Below are 14,704 nucleotides of genomic sequence, written 5' to 3' on the forward strand. Positions count from 1 at the left end.
TCCCCGAGGGTCTCAAAAGGTCACGAGGATGAACTCACCGGTGAGCCATCAGCCTGTCGATTGACAGTTTTGCGGGCGCGATGTCGCGGTGGGTGTCGCTGGCGTAACCAAACCTTGCCGTCGCGTAACCGATAGGTATCGCGCGTTTCTGTCGTGTGACAGAAAATGCCCGGGTCTGTCTTTTCGCAGGTGATGTGGGTCAACATCAGATTCATGGAGACAACGCGGGCGGGCCGTCCGCGCTTGACCGAACGGCGCAGGCCCGGCACGACCGCCCGGGAGGAGATTCTCGACGCCGCGGGGGAACTGTTCACCACCCGCGGTTATGCGAGCACGTCCACCAGGGCGATCGCTGAGGCGGTCGGCATCCGGCAGGCCTCGCTGTACCACTACTTCAAGACCAAGGACGAGCTGCTGTCGGCGCTGCTGCATCAGACCGTCACGCCGACGCTGGCGTTCCTGTCAGCCGTGCAGGAGGCCGACCCGTCGGCAGCGCAGTGCCTGCACGCCCTCGCCGCGTTCGACGGCGCTCAGCTGCTGACATCGCGATGGAACCTGGGCGCCCTCTATCTGCTGCCCGAGCTACGGGAAGCCCGGCTGGCGACGTTCTGGACCGAACGCGAGCGGCTGCGGCTGGCCTACCTCGACGTCAGCCGGACCATCCTTGGCGCGACGGGGGTCGCCAGTGACGCCGCCGACCTGCCGTTCCGCCTGGTCGAGTCGCTGGTGAACATGTGGACGCGGGACCCGCAGCCCGATCACGCCACGCTGGCCGGCCACGTCGCCGACGCCTGTCTGCGGGTACTCGGCGTCACCGACGACGGTCTCGGCGGTCTGCGGGCCAGCACACAGCACTACCTGGCCCGCTACGGCGAGGCCGACGGACGGAAAGACGTGGGAGTGGGCGTCGGCTGACCTCTAGGATCGGGCCATGCCGCTAGCCGAAGGTGAGACATTCGCCGGCTATACGATCATTCGACTTATCGGCGCGGGCGGGATGGGTGAGGTCTACCTGGCCCAGCATCCCCGGTTGCCCCGCCAGGATGCCCTCAAGGTGCTGCCGTCCTCGGTCAGCAGCGACACCGAATACCGCGCCAGGTTCGACCGCGAGGCTGATATCGCGGCAACGCTCTGGCACCCGCACATCGTCGGTGTCCACGACCGCGGCGAGTTCGACGGGCAGCTGTGGATCGCGATGGACTACGTCGACGGCACCGACGCCGCCGAGCTGCTGAAGACCTTTCCCACCGGCTTGCCGCAGCGGGAGGTGCTCAACATCGTCTCCGCGGTCGGCGAGGCGCTGGACTACGCGCATCAACGGCATCTGCTGCACCGCGACGTCAAGCCTGCCAACATCCTTGTGTCGAAGCAGGACACCGGCGAGGAACGAATCCTGTTGGCGGACTTCGGCATTGCCCGCTGGGACAATGACGCCAGCGGGCTCACCCAGACCAATATGACCGTCGGCACCGTGTCCTACGCCGCCCCCGAGCAGCTGATGGGCCGCGACCTGGATGGGCGGGCCGACCAGTACGCGCTGGCCGCCACCGCCTATCACCTGCTCACCGGAAGGCCGCCGTTCCAGCACTCCAACCCCGCGGTGGTGATCAGCCAGCATCTGTCGGCATTGCCGCCCAGCGTGGGCGAGCACCGCCCCGAGCTCGCCAACCTCGACCCGGCGCTGCGCAAGGCGCTGTCCAAGGATCCCGCCGACCGCTTCGACCGGTGTGTGGATTTCGCGCGTGCCCTGGCCCACCACATCACCACGCCGCTGTCCGGTGACGGCCTGACCGACACCGATGCCACCCACCTGACGCCCATCGCCGACGCCGCACCGGGCGGCGGCGAAGCCGGACCACCGGCCCACAAGTCCTGGTTGCGGCCGGCGATCCTGATCCCGGTACTGCTCGTGCTGCTGATCGCGGTGGCCGCGGCGTTCATCGCCGGGCGTGATCGCGGTGAGACGGTCGCCGACGTTCACACCAGCACCACGGTGGCTACGACGACGGCGACCACCAGCGTCGTCCCGCTACCGCCACCGCCGCCGCCTTCCACCACGACGACCACCACGACGGCGACAACCACCAGCACGCCGACCGATACCGTCACCGTCGAGCCGACGCCCACCGCGGTCATCGGGTCGGATTGCACCGAGGCGGGCGCCACCGGCACCACCGCCGACGGGGCCACCGCCTACTGCACGCAGCTGCAATACACCAACCGCTACCTCTGGTCGGTCCATCAGGACGTGATCCCCAACCCCGTGGTGACGTCGTCTCCGACGACCGTCCCGCCGACCGAGGCTGAGTCGCCGGTTCGGGTCTGTATGCAGGAAACCGGGCACTCCCGGTTGCGCTGCGCCGCGGAGATCCTGCGCGGCAACGGCGGCTGATTGATGTGATCTGCGCCCAAACCAACAAACGGGCGCACTTTTGCGAGTGGAACGCACCAAAACGTCGAGTTCGGCGCGCACTGAAACATTCGGAGGCGCTTGTGACGATAGAGGTCGCAAGAGGCTGGTGGGATCCGCTCGAAGAGCGACCTCGAAGGTCCCTGGGCTATGTTCGACCGGAGACACAGACGGAGGTTCGAGTGAAGACGCTCATCCTGGCAGCCGCCGGAGCGCTTGCCGCAGGCTCGGCAGTAGCCGCCCTCAGCATGGGGTCCAGCAACGCCGACCCGAACGCCGGCGGAACGATGAACATCCTCGGCGAACCGTATTACAAGGCGGTCGCCATCCTGCACGCCCAAGGTGTTTCGTCGGTGTTCGGCGGCTCCGTGGGCAGTGATGTGCCCCAGGCTAAATGCATCGTGCAGAGCCAGAAATACCTGGCCAGCGGCAAGATGTCACTGATGCTCAACTGCACGAAGGCCGCCCAGCCCGATGCCCCGCCGCCCGGCTCAGGTGGCGCTTTGCCGTCGGCGCCGATCCCGGCCGACGGCGGCAGCCGCCCGACACCCGGCGCGCCCGGCGTCGTGACAGTGACGCCGACTCAGGTCGGCTGATCACCCCGCTCGGCTAAACTTCCGGACAGCCACTGCCGGGAGGTTCCGCCCATGCTGCGCCCACGTCATTTCGACCATGAGATCGATCCTGGCCGGGTACAGATCCAGGCCCGCAAGGTCGACTTCGACGTCTCCGACGCCCCGTTGCACTGGATTCCCGGCCATCCCGTCGCATCGAATGTGATCGGGCTGCTCAACCTGGTGCTTCCGGTGGCCGAACGCTGGTTCGTCGCCACCTACAACGAGGCGTTGCCGCTGGTGAAGGATCCGCGGCTGGCCGAGGACATGCGCGGGTTCATCGGTCAGGAGGCCACCCACGCGGACGTCCACGAGCAGGTCCTGCAGGAATTGATGGTCGCTCGCGGGGTGGATCCTGAGCCCATCCTGCGCCAGCTCGACTATGTCTTCGGCCAGGTTCTCTCGCCAAGCACGTCGAGTGATCCGCAGCGCCGGCTCAACCACCTGTGTGATCGGCTGTGGCTGATCGCGGCCATCGAGCACTACACCGCCGTGCTCGGCGACTTCGCCCTCAACAGCAGCTGGGACGACTACGGTGCCGATCCCACCCTGGTCGACGTGTTCCGCTGGCACGGCAGCGAAGAGGTCGAGCACCGCAACGTCGCCCACGACGTCGCGGTCTACTTCCACGACAGCTATCTCGACCGGATCCGGTCGATGGGCATGGCGGGGATGTTGATGGCAGGCTTTTTCAACCGCGGCATCTGGTATCTGTGCCGCACCGACCCCAGCCTGAACATGAGCTGGTGGCGGATGCAGCGGCTGCGGGCCAACGACTCCAAGCGCGGTCTGCTGCCCAAGTACCGCAAGCTGTTCGGCTCCACGACGTTGACGTATTTCCGGCCGAACTATTCGCCGGAGGACGTCGGCTCCACGGCACAGGCGGTCGCCTACCTGGCCAGCTCGCCGGCCGCCCGCGCCGCGCACCTGTGAAACCGCTGGCCCGCTTGCGTGCCGTCCCGCCGAGCGCGTCGGGACGGACCCGCCACGACGTTCCCCTCAGCGTCGCCGATGCGGCCATCAGCACGCTGTGGGCGATCAGCGGTGCGATCCGCAAGCCGGCGGCTCCCCCGGGCCGCGACCACACGCTGACGCTGCAGATCGTCGACCGCCACGTGGTCGCCCGCGATCAGAACGTCGTCGCGCTGACACTGGCCGCCCCCGACCGGCAGCCGCTGCCGCCCTGGCATCCCGGAGCACACCTGGACATCCACCTGCCCAGCGGACGGATTCGGCAATACTCGCTGTGCGGCGAGCCGGGCCTGCGCACCTGCTACCGAATTGCGGTGCGGCGCATCCCCGATGGTGGTGGCGGCTCCATCGAGGTGCACGACGGACTCGCCGTCGGAGCGACGGTGACGAGCAGCGGCCCGCGAAATGCGTTCCCGCTCACCGTTCCTGGCTACGGCTCCCCCGCACAGCGCCTCCGGTTCATCGCCGGTGGCATCGGCATCACCCCGATTCTGCCGATGCTCGGGCTCGCCGAGCGCCTCGGTGTCGACTGGTCGATGATCTACGCCGGACGCAGCGAGGAATCGATCCCCTTCCTCGATGAGGTGCGCCGGTTTGGCTCGCGGGTGCAGATTCGCACCGACGACGTGCACGGGGTGCCCACCGCCGCAGACCTGCTGGGCGACTGCCCGGACGGCGTCGGGGTGTACACCTGCGGCCCGGCGCCGATGCTGACCGCCATCCGTGCGGCGCTGGTCGGACGTGACGACGTGGAACTGCATTTCGAGCGGTTCGCCGCCGCGCCGGTGGTCGACGGCACCACCTTCACCGCGACGGTGGCCTCGACAGCGGTGACGGTGACGGTCCGGCCCGACGAGACACTGCTGTCGGCGCTACAGCGTGAACACGTGGCCGCACCGTACTCCTGCCAGCAGGGCTTCTGCGGCACCTGCCGAACTCGGGTGATCAATGGTGTTGTGCAGCACCGGGATACGCTGCTCACCGAGCCGGAACAGGCCGCCGGGATGATGCTGACCTGTGTGTCGCGCGCGCCAGAGGGTGGTCATCTGGAGCTGGACCTGTAGTCAGTCGGGCGAGAACTGCGCATCCGGTTGATTGGCCAGCCCCATCGACACCACGGTGCGCGGGAACATCAGGTCGGTGAGGTAGGCCAGCCCGACCGCCCAGCGGTTGACCGCGCGCGGAATCGCATACAGGTGATAGGCACGGGTGACGACCTTGGCCGGCAGGCCGGACAGCGGGATGTTGAGGGGGTTGGCGACGGCTTTGCGCGGACCGAGGTCGACGACCAGCCCCATGTTGCGGTGCCGGTAGTCCTTCGCGGTGCCGATCCCGAGGCTGGCGGCGACGTTGCGGCCCAGCGCCTTGCCCTGCCGCACCGAATGCTGTGCGGTGGGTGGGGTGATCGTGCCCGGCTGGGTCAGATCGGGGACCGCGGCCGCGTCGCCGGCGGCGAAGACGTCGGGATGGCCCGGCACAGATAGGTCCGCACCGACTTTCAGCCTGCCCTTCTCGGTTGGCAGCCCAAGGGTCGCGATCAACGGCGCGGCGGCCACCCCCGTCACCCACGCCACGGTTCGGGTATTGAGACGCGAATCATCGCTGAGCACAACGTGATCCGCATGCACTTCCTTCAACGTCAAGCCGAGTCGCACCTCGATGCCGCGGGCATGCAGAACTTTCCTCGCGGCCTTGCCGAGTTTCTCGCCCACCTCGGGCATGACCTGCTCGGCCAGGTCCATCAACACGAAGCGCACCGAATCGGCGTCGAATCCCATCTGCTTGGCCGCGGCGTCGGCCAACGCACGCAGCTGCGCCACCAGCTCGGTGCCCGAATACGACGCGCCCACCACCAGGATCGTGCGCCTGCCCGCGGCCACCTCAGGATCGTCGTCGATGCTGGCCAGCTCGAGCTGCTCGAGAACGTGGTCGCGCAGATACAGCGCGTCGGCGGCGGACTTGAGCCCGCGGGCGTAGGTGGTCAGGCCGGGAATGTCGAACACCCGGGTCACGGAGCCGGGGCTGAGCACCAGCCGGTCCCAGGCCACCTCGTGGATGCGGTTCTCCGGATCGGTGTAGCTCAGCGTGTGCGCTGACAGGTCGACGCTGTCCACGCTTCCCCTGATCGCCCGCACCCCGGGCAGCGTGCCCGCCAACGGCACCGTCACGAACCGGGCGTCGACCACACCGCCCGCCACGTCGGGCAGCAGCGGTGTGTACAGCATGTAGTCAATCGGCGAGATGATGGTGACCTTGACGGCACTGTGGTGCCGGCGAAGCTGCCGCTGCAGTCGTCGCGCGCACTCGAAACCGGTGAACCCGCTGCCCACTATCACCACAGACGTCATCAACGTCCATTTATACCCTGGGCCGCGGATTACAAACGTACGCAATGACTCTTGCGCCGCACCGTGCGGACCGAGCAGGATGGGTAGCCCTATGCCACCTTCTTTGGGGCCACGTTCCCTGGGCCTTGCTCGCTGGGATCTCCTGCGGCCACTGGACATGTTGTCCTCGGTGTGGTCGTCGTCGGCCGTGAGCTCCGGGGCCGCGGTGGCGTATCGGACCCTGTTCATGACCGTCAAGCGATTGGTGGTGGGTCGCACCCTGACCGTGCGGCTCGACACCGGGGACATCACGCTGACCGTCACCGAATTCGACTCCCGCCTCGACGTGCGCCGGCTTGCCGTCGGCCAGCTCAACGACGTGCGGCTGGCCGCCACCGATATCCGTTGGGATGAACGGTATTTCGAACGCGCCTCCGTGGTCCTGCACAATGTCCATCTGCAGCCGGGAATGCCACCGGTGTTGGTGGCCGCACCGGTCGAGGTGAGTATGGACGTCTCGACGCATGCACTTGACGAGGTGTTCTCCGACGCGCTGCCCCGCTTGTCGGGCCAGGTGGACGACGACGGCGTCGCCCGGCTGCGGTGGGCTCGTCGCCCCGGACTCGGCAGTGTGGAAGTCGAGGTGGAACTCGACGGCTCCACCCTGTGGCTGCATCCCCGGGCCGTCCGAACCCGCCGGCGCCGATGGCCACTGCCGGCCAAGACACCGGCCTATCCGGTGCGCTTGCCCGAGCTGGCCAGCGGGCTGACCTTGACGAGTCTGTCGTTCGGGCCCGGCGCTCTGCGCCTGACCGGAAGTCTCCCGGAATGGCGCGCCGAGGTCCCTACGGGGCGCATCGAGGACGTCCTCACCCAGCTCAGCGCGGTGGGCCTGCCACTGAATCTCACCGGCAGGCCCCGTCGCGACTAGTCCCAGGCAGACGCGACGGCCTCGACGACGTCGATGACTTTCGCTTTTTGCGCTCCCGGGCTGTCGATCTCGTCGGCGACGTAGGCCGCGACGAAACGGCGGATCTCGGCGTCGACTCCGGCGACGAGCCGAATTATCTCGCCGCGCATCGATTTCGACGTCACGTTGACGGAGATGTCGGAGGACCGCGGCTTGGCGACGTCGATCACCAGCAACAGTGGCTCGGCCGCCCGCGCGGTGGCCCGCAACGCGATGTCACCGTCGACCGTGAACCGCTGCTTGTCCACGCGCAGATCGACGATCAGCTCGATCACCAGCGGGATGCGGACGTTGAAGGTGATGGTGTCCCCCACGCTGCGCCGGGCGACCGGTTGCTGGATCTTCACCTTCGCGGTGACCTTGGCCAGCCCGCCCGGCCCCTGCGCCATCGGGCCCATCTCGAACTCGCCACCGGCGATCTCGGCGAATGCCGCCGCAACACGCTCCTCGGTCACCGCTACCTCGAAGAATCGGCGACCGAATTCCTCGTAGGTGACGAAGCTGTGAGTGTGCATAGAGGTCTACGGTCTCACGCCGGAGGTCGACCGCAGGGCGCGGACCGGTAACGAATCGGCTCAGCGCGCCGCGATCGCGTGCCACGCCAGGTCGGCGATGACGTCGGAGTAGCTCTCTTCGATCGGGTCCTTGGTGTAGAGGGCGCGCACGTTGATCGGCGCCAGCACCAGCTGCATCGCCGCGATCATGTCGATACCCTCCCGAATCTCGCCGCGTTCGGCGGCCCGATCGAACACCGAGCGGATGCCGGCGAACCGCCGCATCCAGAACTCCATCCGGGTGTCGTCGGCGAATGCAGCGCGGTCGTCGACCACCATCGCGCGGAGCAGACTGCGGCCGGTGCCGGTATTGACCTGACGGGCCACGGCGGCGGCCAACGCCCGCAGATCTGTGCGCAGGGATCCGGTGTCGGCCGGGGTGAGAATCTCGTCGCTCCAAAACAGCAGCGCATCGAGGGCAAGCTTGCGGCCATCACCCCAATATCGGGTGACCAGCGCCTCGTCGATCTTGTGGCGAGCGCACATCGTGGGGATGTCGAACCGCTCCAGTCCCCACCGGGTCAGCTCGTCGTAGGCTGCGGCTAATACGGTTCGGCGGACCTCTTCGGGTACATCGGCGGCTACGTATTCCGAATCGGTTCCGATTGCTCAACCTCCTCTTCCGTGCGCCGGGCTCCACTCACCAGTCAACCACTGGCACCTGTGCACCACGACGGGATCACAGGGGTGAACTGGTACGCGCGTGTGCCAGCCGCTCAGAACACCCCGAGGTGCCGAAGGGTGTCGCCGTAGGCGTTGACGTCGGCGGCGAACAGCTCCGGTTGTTCGAATGCGGCGAAGTGTCCCCCGTTGTCCTGCACGCTGTGGTGCACCAGGTTGTAGCGCCGTTCCGCCCACACGCGGGGGGTTTGCAGTAGCTCAAAGGGATACACCGCATAACCCGTTGGGACGTCGACACGCCCATCCCAGTCGCTCAGCGCGGAGGTGCCTGATCGGCTCGCCTCGCAATACAGTCGCGCCGCCGACGTTGCCGTTCCGGTCAGCCAGTACACCATCAGGTTGTCGATGAGCCGATCGGTGCGGATCGGCATTCCCGTGCTGATGTCGCACCAGGCATGGAATTTCTCCAGAATCCAGCCCGCCAAGCCGAGCGGTGAATCGTCGAGTCCGTAGCCAAGCGAATGTGGTCGGGTGGCTTGAATCTGCATGTACGCGGTTCCGTCCGCGATCCGTTCGGCCGACGAAACAATCGCTGCCAGCTCGCTTTCCGTCACTCCATTCATCGCCTCGGCGGGGTCACCGTCGAACGGCGCGAACAGCATGTTGGTGTGGATGGCTGCCACCCGCGGCGCAAAATGCTGCCCGAGATGCCGGACGACGAGTGCGCCCCAGTCGCCGCCTTGCGCGAGGTACCGGTCATAGCCGAGTTGGGACATCACGTCGTCGACAGCGGCGGCGACCTTCGGAACGTCGACGCCGCGTTGTGTCGTCGGACCCGAGAACCCGTAGCCCGGCATCGAGACGACGACCACATGGAAACGGTCGCGCAGCAGCGGTAGTGCATCGAGGAATTCGACGATCGACCCCGGCCACCCGTGCACCAGTGCCAAGGGAATCGCGTCGGCATTTTCCGAGCGCACGTGCAACAGATGCACCCGCTGATCGGCGGCGGTCGCGATATGCGAACCCCAGTGATTGAGCTCGGCTTCCGTCGCCCGCCAGTCATAACCGTCACGCCACCGCTCGACGACGGTCCGCAAAAAGGCCTGCTCGGTTCCGTAATCCCACCCGCATCCCGGCAGCTCAGCCGGCCATCGCGCGCCGTCGAGGCGCCGTCGCAGGTCGTCAAGAACCGACGCGGGCACCGCGATGGGAAACGGCGTCACCGTCGATGTGTTGGTCATCGTGCCTCCAGTGTGTGGCGTGCCCCGTTATCGTGCTGATGACTTCGATTGCGGGAGAACAGACTTTGCCGACCGATGATCACATAGCGAACACATCATCCTTGCGCCGGGTGATCACGGGCGCGTCGATCGGGAACGCCGTGGAGTGGTACGACTTCGCGATCTACGGCTTTCTCGCCACGATCATCTCGGTGAAGTTCTTCCCTACGGGCAATGAGACCGCCGCACTGTTGAACACCTTCGCAATCTTCGCCGCGGCCTTCTTCATGCGGCCGCTGGGCGGCTTCTTCTTCGGCCCGCTCGGTGACCGCATCGGCCGGCAACGGGTCCTGGCCCTGGTGATCCTGCTGATGTCGGGCTCGACGCTGGCGATTGGTCTGCTGCCCACGTATGCCTCCGTCGGCGTGCTGTCCCCGCTGGGACTGTTGCTGCTGCGCTGCCTGCAAGGGTTCTCCGCGGGCGGCGAATACGGCGGCGGCGCGTGCTATCTCGCCGAGTTTTCCGCCGACCGCCGGCGCGGCGTGGTGGTGGCGTTCCTGGTCTGGTCGGCTGTGCTGGGTTTCCTGCTCGGTTCGGTGACCGTGACGCTGCTGACGACCGTCCTTCCCGACGGCGCGATGGAGAGCTACGGATGGCGGATTCCGTTCCTGCTGGCCGGTCCGCTGGGATTGGTCGGCCTCTATATCCGGCTGCGGCTGGAAGACACCCCGGCGTTCGCCGAGCTGTCGGAGGCCGACGAGGTCGCCGCCTCACCGTTGCGGGAGGCCGTCACCACGGCGTGGGTGCCGATCCTTCAGGTGATCGGCTTGATGATCATTCACAACGTCGGCTTCTACGTGGTGTTCACCTATCTACCAACGTATTTCATCAAGACCCTGCATTTCTCCAAGACCGCCTCGTTCGTCTCGATCACCACGGCCAGCGTCGTCGCGCTGGTGCTGATCCTGCCGTTGGGTGCGCTGTCGGACCGGATCGGGCGACGGCCGTTGCTGATCGCCGGGGCGGTCGGTTTCGCGGTGCTGGCGTATCCGGCGTTCCTGCTGCTGAATTCGGGTTCGCTGGTCACCGCAATCCTCGCCCACTGCCTGCTTGCCGCAATCGAAGCGGTGTTCGTCTCGGTGTCGCTGGTCGCCGCCGCCGAACTGTTCGCCACCCGGGTGCGTTACAGCGGACTGTCGATCGGCTACAACGTGTCGGTCGCGGTGTTCGGCGGCACCACACCGTATGTGGTCACGTTGCTGTCCGCACGCACCGGCAACGACTACGCCGCAGGCATTTACGTGGTCATCGCCGCGGTGGTGTCGCTGGTCACGGTGCTGACGCTGCGCGAGACCGCCACCAAACCGCTACAGACCCTGGGAGTTACAGTTCCAGCAGCACCGTGACCGGGCCGTCGTTGACCAACGCGACCTGCATGTCGGCACCGAAGACCCCGGTTTCGACGTGGGCGCCCAGCGCGCGCAGGGTATCGGCGAACACCGTGACCAGCGGCTCGGCCACGACACCCGGCGCGGCCGCGTTCCAGGTCGGCCTTCGCCCCTTCACCGTGTTGGCATACAAGGTGAACTGACTCACCACCAGGATCGGCGCATCGATGTCGGCCGCCGACTTCTCGTCATCGAGAATCCGCAACTGCCACAGCTTTTCACCCAACCGACGGGCAATGTCATCGGTGTCGGAATGGGTGACACCGACCAGAGCCAGCAGGCCCTGGCTCGGTGGCCGGATTTCGCCGACCACCTCGCCACCCACCGACACCGACGCCGACGTCACCCGCTGCACCAGCACTCGCATGAGTGCCGATGTTAACCGCCGCTACTCCGCGGTGGCCGGTGCGTAGCCCAGCACGGACTTGGACTCCAGGAATTCGTCGAACCCCTCTTCGCCCCACTCGCGCCCGTTGCCGCTCTGCTTGAAGCCACCGAACGGCGCACTGATGTCGAACGCGTGGTTGATGGTCACCGCGCCGGCCCGGATCCGCCGCGCCAGAGCCCGCGCCTGGTCGATGTCGGCCCCCGAGACATACCCGTACAGGCCGTAATCGGTGTCGTTGCCGATCTCGATGGCTTGATCCAGGTCGTCGTAACCGAGGATGCACACCACCGGTCCGAAGATCTCCTCGCGGGCGATCGTCATGTCGTTGTTGACATCGGCGAACACCGTCGGGCGCACGTAGTAGCCGGTGGACAACCCGTCCGGGCGGCCGGGGCCGCCGGCGACGACGGTCGCGCCCTCGTCGATACCCTTCTGGATCAGTCCCTGGACTTTGTCGAACTGGGTGCGGGAGGCCACCGGCCCGATCGCCGAATTGTCCGACAGGTCACCCACTTTGACGCCTTCAGCGGTCGCCTTGGCAACCGTCACGGCTTCCTCGAGCCGGGTCTTCGGCACCAGCATCCGCGACGGCGCGTTGCAGCTCTGGCCGGAGTTCACCATCATCACCGCGATGCCGGAGGCGACGCTCTGCGCGAAGGCCTCGTCGTCGAGCACGATGTTCGGGCTCTTGCCACCGAGTTCCTGGGCGACCCGCTTGACCGTCGGTGCGGCGTTGCGGGCGACTTCGATTCCGGCGCGGGTGGACCCGGTGAACGACACCATGTCGATGCCGGGGTGGCTCGACAGCGCCGTGCCCACACCGGGGCCGTCGCCGAAGACCATGTTGTACACACCGGCAGGCAGCCCGGCTGCGTCGACGACCTCGGTGAAGATCTGGCCGGAGAACGGCGCGACCTCGGATGGCTTGAGCACCATGGTGCAGCCCGCGGCCAGCGCCGGGAACACCTTGCAGGCGATCTGGTTGATCGGCCAGTTCCACGGTGTGATGAGCCCGCAGACGCCGATCGGTTCCTTGACTACCATCGTGGCGCCGTGCGGCTCCTCGAAGGAGTAGTTCTTCAGCACGTCGATAGCGGTGGCGAGGTGCGCCACACCCATCATGACCTGCGAGTTGGATGCCAGCGACGGTGGCGCACCCATCTCCTCGTGCACGGCGTCGGCGAGGTCGCCTGCGCGCTTCTGATACTCGGCCAGAATGGCCTGCAGGACGTCGAGGCGTTCCTCGCGAGTGGACTGCGACCAGGCGCCGAACGCCTTGCGGGCGGCCTTGACCGCCTTGTCCACGTCGGCCTCGGAGCCGATGGCGATCTTGCCGGCGACCTGCTCGAGTGTGGGGTTGTCGACGTCGAGCGTCCGCAGCTCGACTGGGTCAACCCACTGGCCATCGATGTAGAACTTCAGGTATTCACGCATGGACACATCTTCCTCAATCTCAGCGGGTTATTGGGTGCCTTCGGCGTACCAAGTCCTGAATCGGTCGTACTTTGGCATTTCCTCGGAGTTGGCCTTCGGGTCGATGCACACGTGCACGACACCGACCTTGCCACTGGCGTAGGCGCGAGCGATCGCCGGGCCTATCTCGTCTTCCTTCTCGACATACTCGCCGTGGCAACCGAAACCCTCGGCGATCTTGTCCATCCGGACGTCCTTGCTCCAGTGCACACCGGGCTGCGGGGACGGCTGTTCGAATGTGCGCTTGTAGACGCCCACTTCGAGGCCCCACTGGTGGTCCACACCCACCACGCACACCAGCGGCAGGTTCAGCCGCGCCGCGGTCTCCAGTTCCGCGATGTGGAACAGGAAGGCCGAGTCACTGGTGAGCAGCATGACCGGGCGCTTGCCGCCCTCGGCGACCGACGCGCCCACCGCGTACGGAAGCCCCGTGCCCAGGTGCCCGAAGTTCTGATTCCAGATCACGTCGCGGGGTTTGGTCTGCGAGTACGTCCACTGGAAGATCACGGTCGCGCCGCCGTCGCGCACCATGATGCCGTCCTCGGTGTACTCGTCGAACGCCTTGGTGGCTTCGACGACGTAGCGCGCCGGGTGGATCGGCGAGCGTCCGGACGGTGCCTCCTCGGCCACCCGCGCCAGCTCGGCGGCGTCGGCCTTCACCAGCGCGTCGAGGTTCGCCGACGGAGCGCGCGGGGTGTCGCGAAGCGCCTCGACCAGCTGCGGCACCACGCCGCGCAGATCGCCGACCAGCGCCACGTCGACCGGCCGGTTGACGCCGATGGCGGTCGGGTCCTGCTCGACGTACACCCATTTGCGGGTCGCGTTGTTGGCCGCCCAATGCTGAGTTCGGCCGTAGTGCATGGGCTCTCCGAGTTCGGTGCCCAGTGCGACGCACAGGTCGGATTGCTCGACGGCCTCGTTGGCGGCCGGCGAGAACAGGTACGGGAAGGTCCGGTCCTGCAGGCCGGGGATGAACGACGTGCCACCGGAGGTCTGGATCACCGGGCAGGCCATCAGCTCGGCCAGCTCCTTGACCTCCTGCTGAGTGCGCGAGGTGTGCACCCCGTGGCCGACCAGCAGCACCGGGCGCTCGGCTTCGCGGATCAGCCGCACGGCCTCGGCCACCTCGCGGCTACCGGCGCCCTGATTGACCAGCCGGTAGCTGGACGGCGCGGGCGCCGCGTCGACGTCGAGTTCTTCGAGGATCACGTGGGACGGGAACTCGACATAGGTCGGACCCGGGGTGCCGGACATCGCCTTGCGGATGGCCTCGTGGATGATCTCGTCGGTCTGATCGGCGTACTCGATCGAGCTGCTGTACTTCACCGATGCCGCGAAAAGCGGCTCCTGCTGGACGAATTGAATGCGGCCACGCCGCACCCGGCGCTCAGTGACGCGGGCCCGCTGGCCGCCGAGGAAGATCACCGGCGAGTTCTCGACGAGTGCGCACTGGATTGCGCCGGCGATGTTGGCCATACCCGGGCCGAGTGTGCCGATGCACAGGCCCGGCTTGCCCGTCATCCGCGACGCCGCCTCGGCCATGAACCCTGCGCTCAACTCGTGGTGCGGTGCCACCACCGACCAGCCGCGTGCGTCGGCTTCGGTGAACATGTGCACAAAGTTCGGGTCAGGAATGCCGAACAATGTATTGACACCCTCGGCCTCGAACAGGTCGAGAATGCGCTTGTAAACGGGTACACCCAT

14 protein-coding genes are annotated in these 14,704 nt (G+C 66.8%); 7 read left to right on the forward strand and 7 right to left on the reverse strand.

What is annotated here, in order from left to right:
* Positions 1–213: 213 nt before the first annotated feature.
* The 5 genes from SLQ31_RS16395 (at position 214) to SLQ31_RS16415 (ending at position 5,060) form a co-directional block, all read left to right on the forward strand.
* On the forward strand, positions 214–915 hold the full coding sequence (locus SLQ31_RS16395) for a helix-turn-helix domain-containing protein (protein ID WP_319434410.1): 702 nt from the start codon (positions 214–216) through the stop codon (positions 913–915).
* Between the two features lie 16 nt (positions 916–931).
* The gene (locus SLQ31_RS16400) at positions 932–2,392 is read left to right on the forward strand and encodes a serine/threonine-protein kinase (protein ID WP_319434413.1); all 1,461 of its coding nucleotides are present in this window, start codon (positions 932–934) and stop codon (positions 2,390–2,392) included.
* A 200-nt stretch (positions 2,393–2,592) separates the two neighbouring features.
* Positions 2,593–3,006, forward strand: a complete 414-nt coding sequence (locus SLQ31_RS16405) for a hypothetical protein (RefSeq protein ID WP_319434415.1) — start codon at positions 2,593–2,595, stop codon at positions 3,004–3,006.
* A 51-nt stretch (positions 3,007–3,057) separates the two neighbouring features.
* Entirely contained in the window at positions 3,058–3,957 is a 900-nt protein-coding gene (locus tag SLQ31_RS16410; protein WP_319434417.1) for a metal-dependent hydrolase, read from the forward strand.
* Positions 3,954–5,060, forward strand: a complete 1,107-nt coding sequence (locus SLQ31_RS16415) for a PDR/VanB family oxidoreductase (RefSeq protein ID WP_413642245.1) — start codon at positions 3,954–3,956, stop codon at positions 5,058–5,060. The genes SLQ31_RS16410 and SLQ31_RS16415 overlap by 4 nt, the downstream gene beginning before the upstream one ends.
* On the opposite strand, the gene SLQ31_RS16420 is transcribed toward SLQ31_RS16415, so the two are convergent.
* Positions 5,061–6,344, reverse strand: a complete 1,284-nt coding sequence (locus SLQ31_RS16420) for an NAD(P)/FAD-dependent oxidoreductase (RefSeq protein ID WP_319434420.1) — start codon at positions 6,342–6,344, stop codon at positions 5,061–5,063.
* A gap of 157 nt (positions 6,345–6,501) precedes the next feature.
* Here SLQ31_RS16420 and SLQ31_RS16425 point away from each other — a divergent pair, with 157 nt between their 5' ends.
* Complete coding sequence (locus tag SLQ31_RS16425; RefSeq protein ID WP_319434700.1) at positions 6,502–7,254, forward strand: hypothetical protein; 753 nt, start codon at positions 6,502–6,504, stop codon at positions 7,252–7,254.
* On the opposite strand, the gene SLQ31_RS16430 is transcribed toward SLQ31_RS16425, so the two are convergent.
* The 3 genes from SLQ31_RS16430 to SLQ31_RS16440 all read right to left on the reverse strand — a co-directional run bounded on the left by SLQ31_RS16430 (position 7,251) and on the right by SLQ31_RS16440 (position 9,712).
* On the reverse strand, positions 7,251–7,808 hold the full coding sequence (locus tag SLQ31_RS16430) for a hypothetical protein (RefSeq protein WP_319434422.1): 558 nt from the start codon (positions 7,806–7,808) through the stop codon (positions 7,251–7,253). The two genes, SLQ31_RS16425 and SLQ31_RS16430, sit on opposite strands and share 4 nt — an antisense overlap.
* A 60-nt stretch (positions 7,809–7,868) precedes the next feature.
* The gene (locus SLQ31_RS16435) at positions 7,869–8,333 is read right to left on the reverse strand and encodes a TetR-like C-terminal domain-containing protein (RefSeq protein WP_319434424.1); all 465 of its coding nucleotides are present in this window, start codon (positions 8,331–8,333) and stop codon (positions 7,869–7,871) included.
* Positions 8,334–8,563: 230 nt separating this feature from the next.
* Positions 8,564–9,712, reverse strand: coding sequence for an epoxide hydrolase family protein (locus tag SLQ31_RS16440; RefSeq protein WP_319434426.1), 1,149 nt, complete (start codon positions 9,710–9,712; stop codon positions 8,564–8,566).
* 38 nt (positions 9,713–9,750) lie between these two features.
* Here SLQ31_RS16440 and SLQ31_RS16445 point away from each other — a divergent pair, with 38 nt between their 5' ends.
* Entirely contained in the window at positions 9,751–11,097 is a 1,347-nt protein-coding gene (locus SLQ31_RS16445; RefSeq protein WP_319434428.1) for an MFS transporter, read from the forward strand.
* Here the strand turns inward: SLQ31_RS16445 and dtd are convergent.
* Genes dtd through SLQ31_RS16460 form a run of 3 tightly spaced genes read right to left on the reverse strand, consistent with a single transcriptional unit; the run spans position 11,075 to position 14,704 of the window.
* Positions 11,075–11,506: a D-aminoacyl-tRNA deacylase gene (dtd, locus tag SLQ31_RS16450; protein ID WP_319434430.1), complete on the reverse strand. Its 432-nt coding sequence runs from the start codon at positions 11,504–11,506 to the stop codon at positions 11,075–11,077. The two genes, SLQ31_RS16445 and dtd, sit on opposite strands and share 23 nt — an antisense overlap.
* 21 nt (positions 11,507–11,527) lie before the next feature.
* Positions 11,528–12,961: an aldehyde dehydrogenase family protein gene (locus SLQ31_RS16455; RefSeq protein ID WP_319434432.1), complete on the reverse strand. Its 1,434-nt coding sequence runs from the start codon at positions 12,959–12,961 to the stop codon at positions 11,528–11,530.
* 27 nt (positions 12,962–12,988) lie between these two features.
* Positions 12,989–14,704, reverse strand: a complete 1,716-nt coding sequence (locus tag SLQ31_RS16460) for a thiamine pyrophosphate-binding protein (protein WP_319434434.1) — start codon at positions 14,702–14,704, stop codon at positions 12,989–12,991.

The sequence above is a fragment of the Mycobacterium sp. RTGN5 genome (genome assembly GCF_033804465.1).
GTDB lineage: Bacteria > Actinomycetota > Actinomycetes > Mycobacteriales > Mycobacteriaceae > Mycobacterium.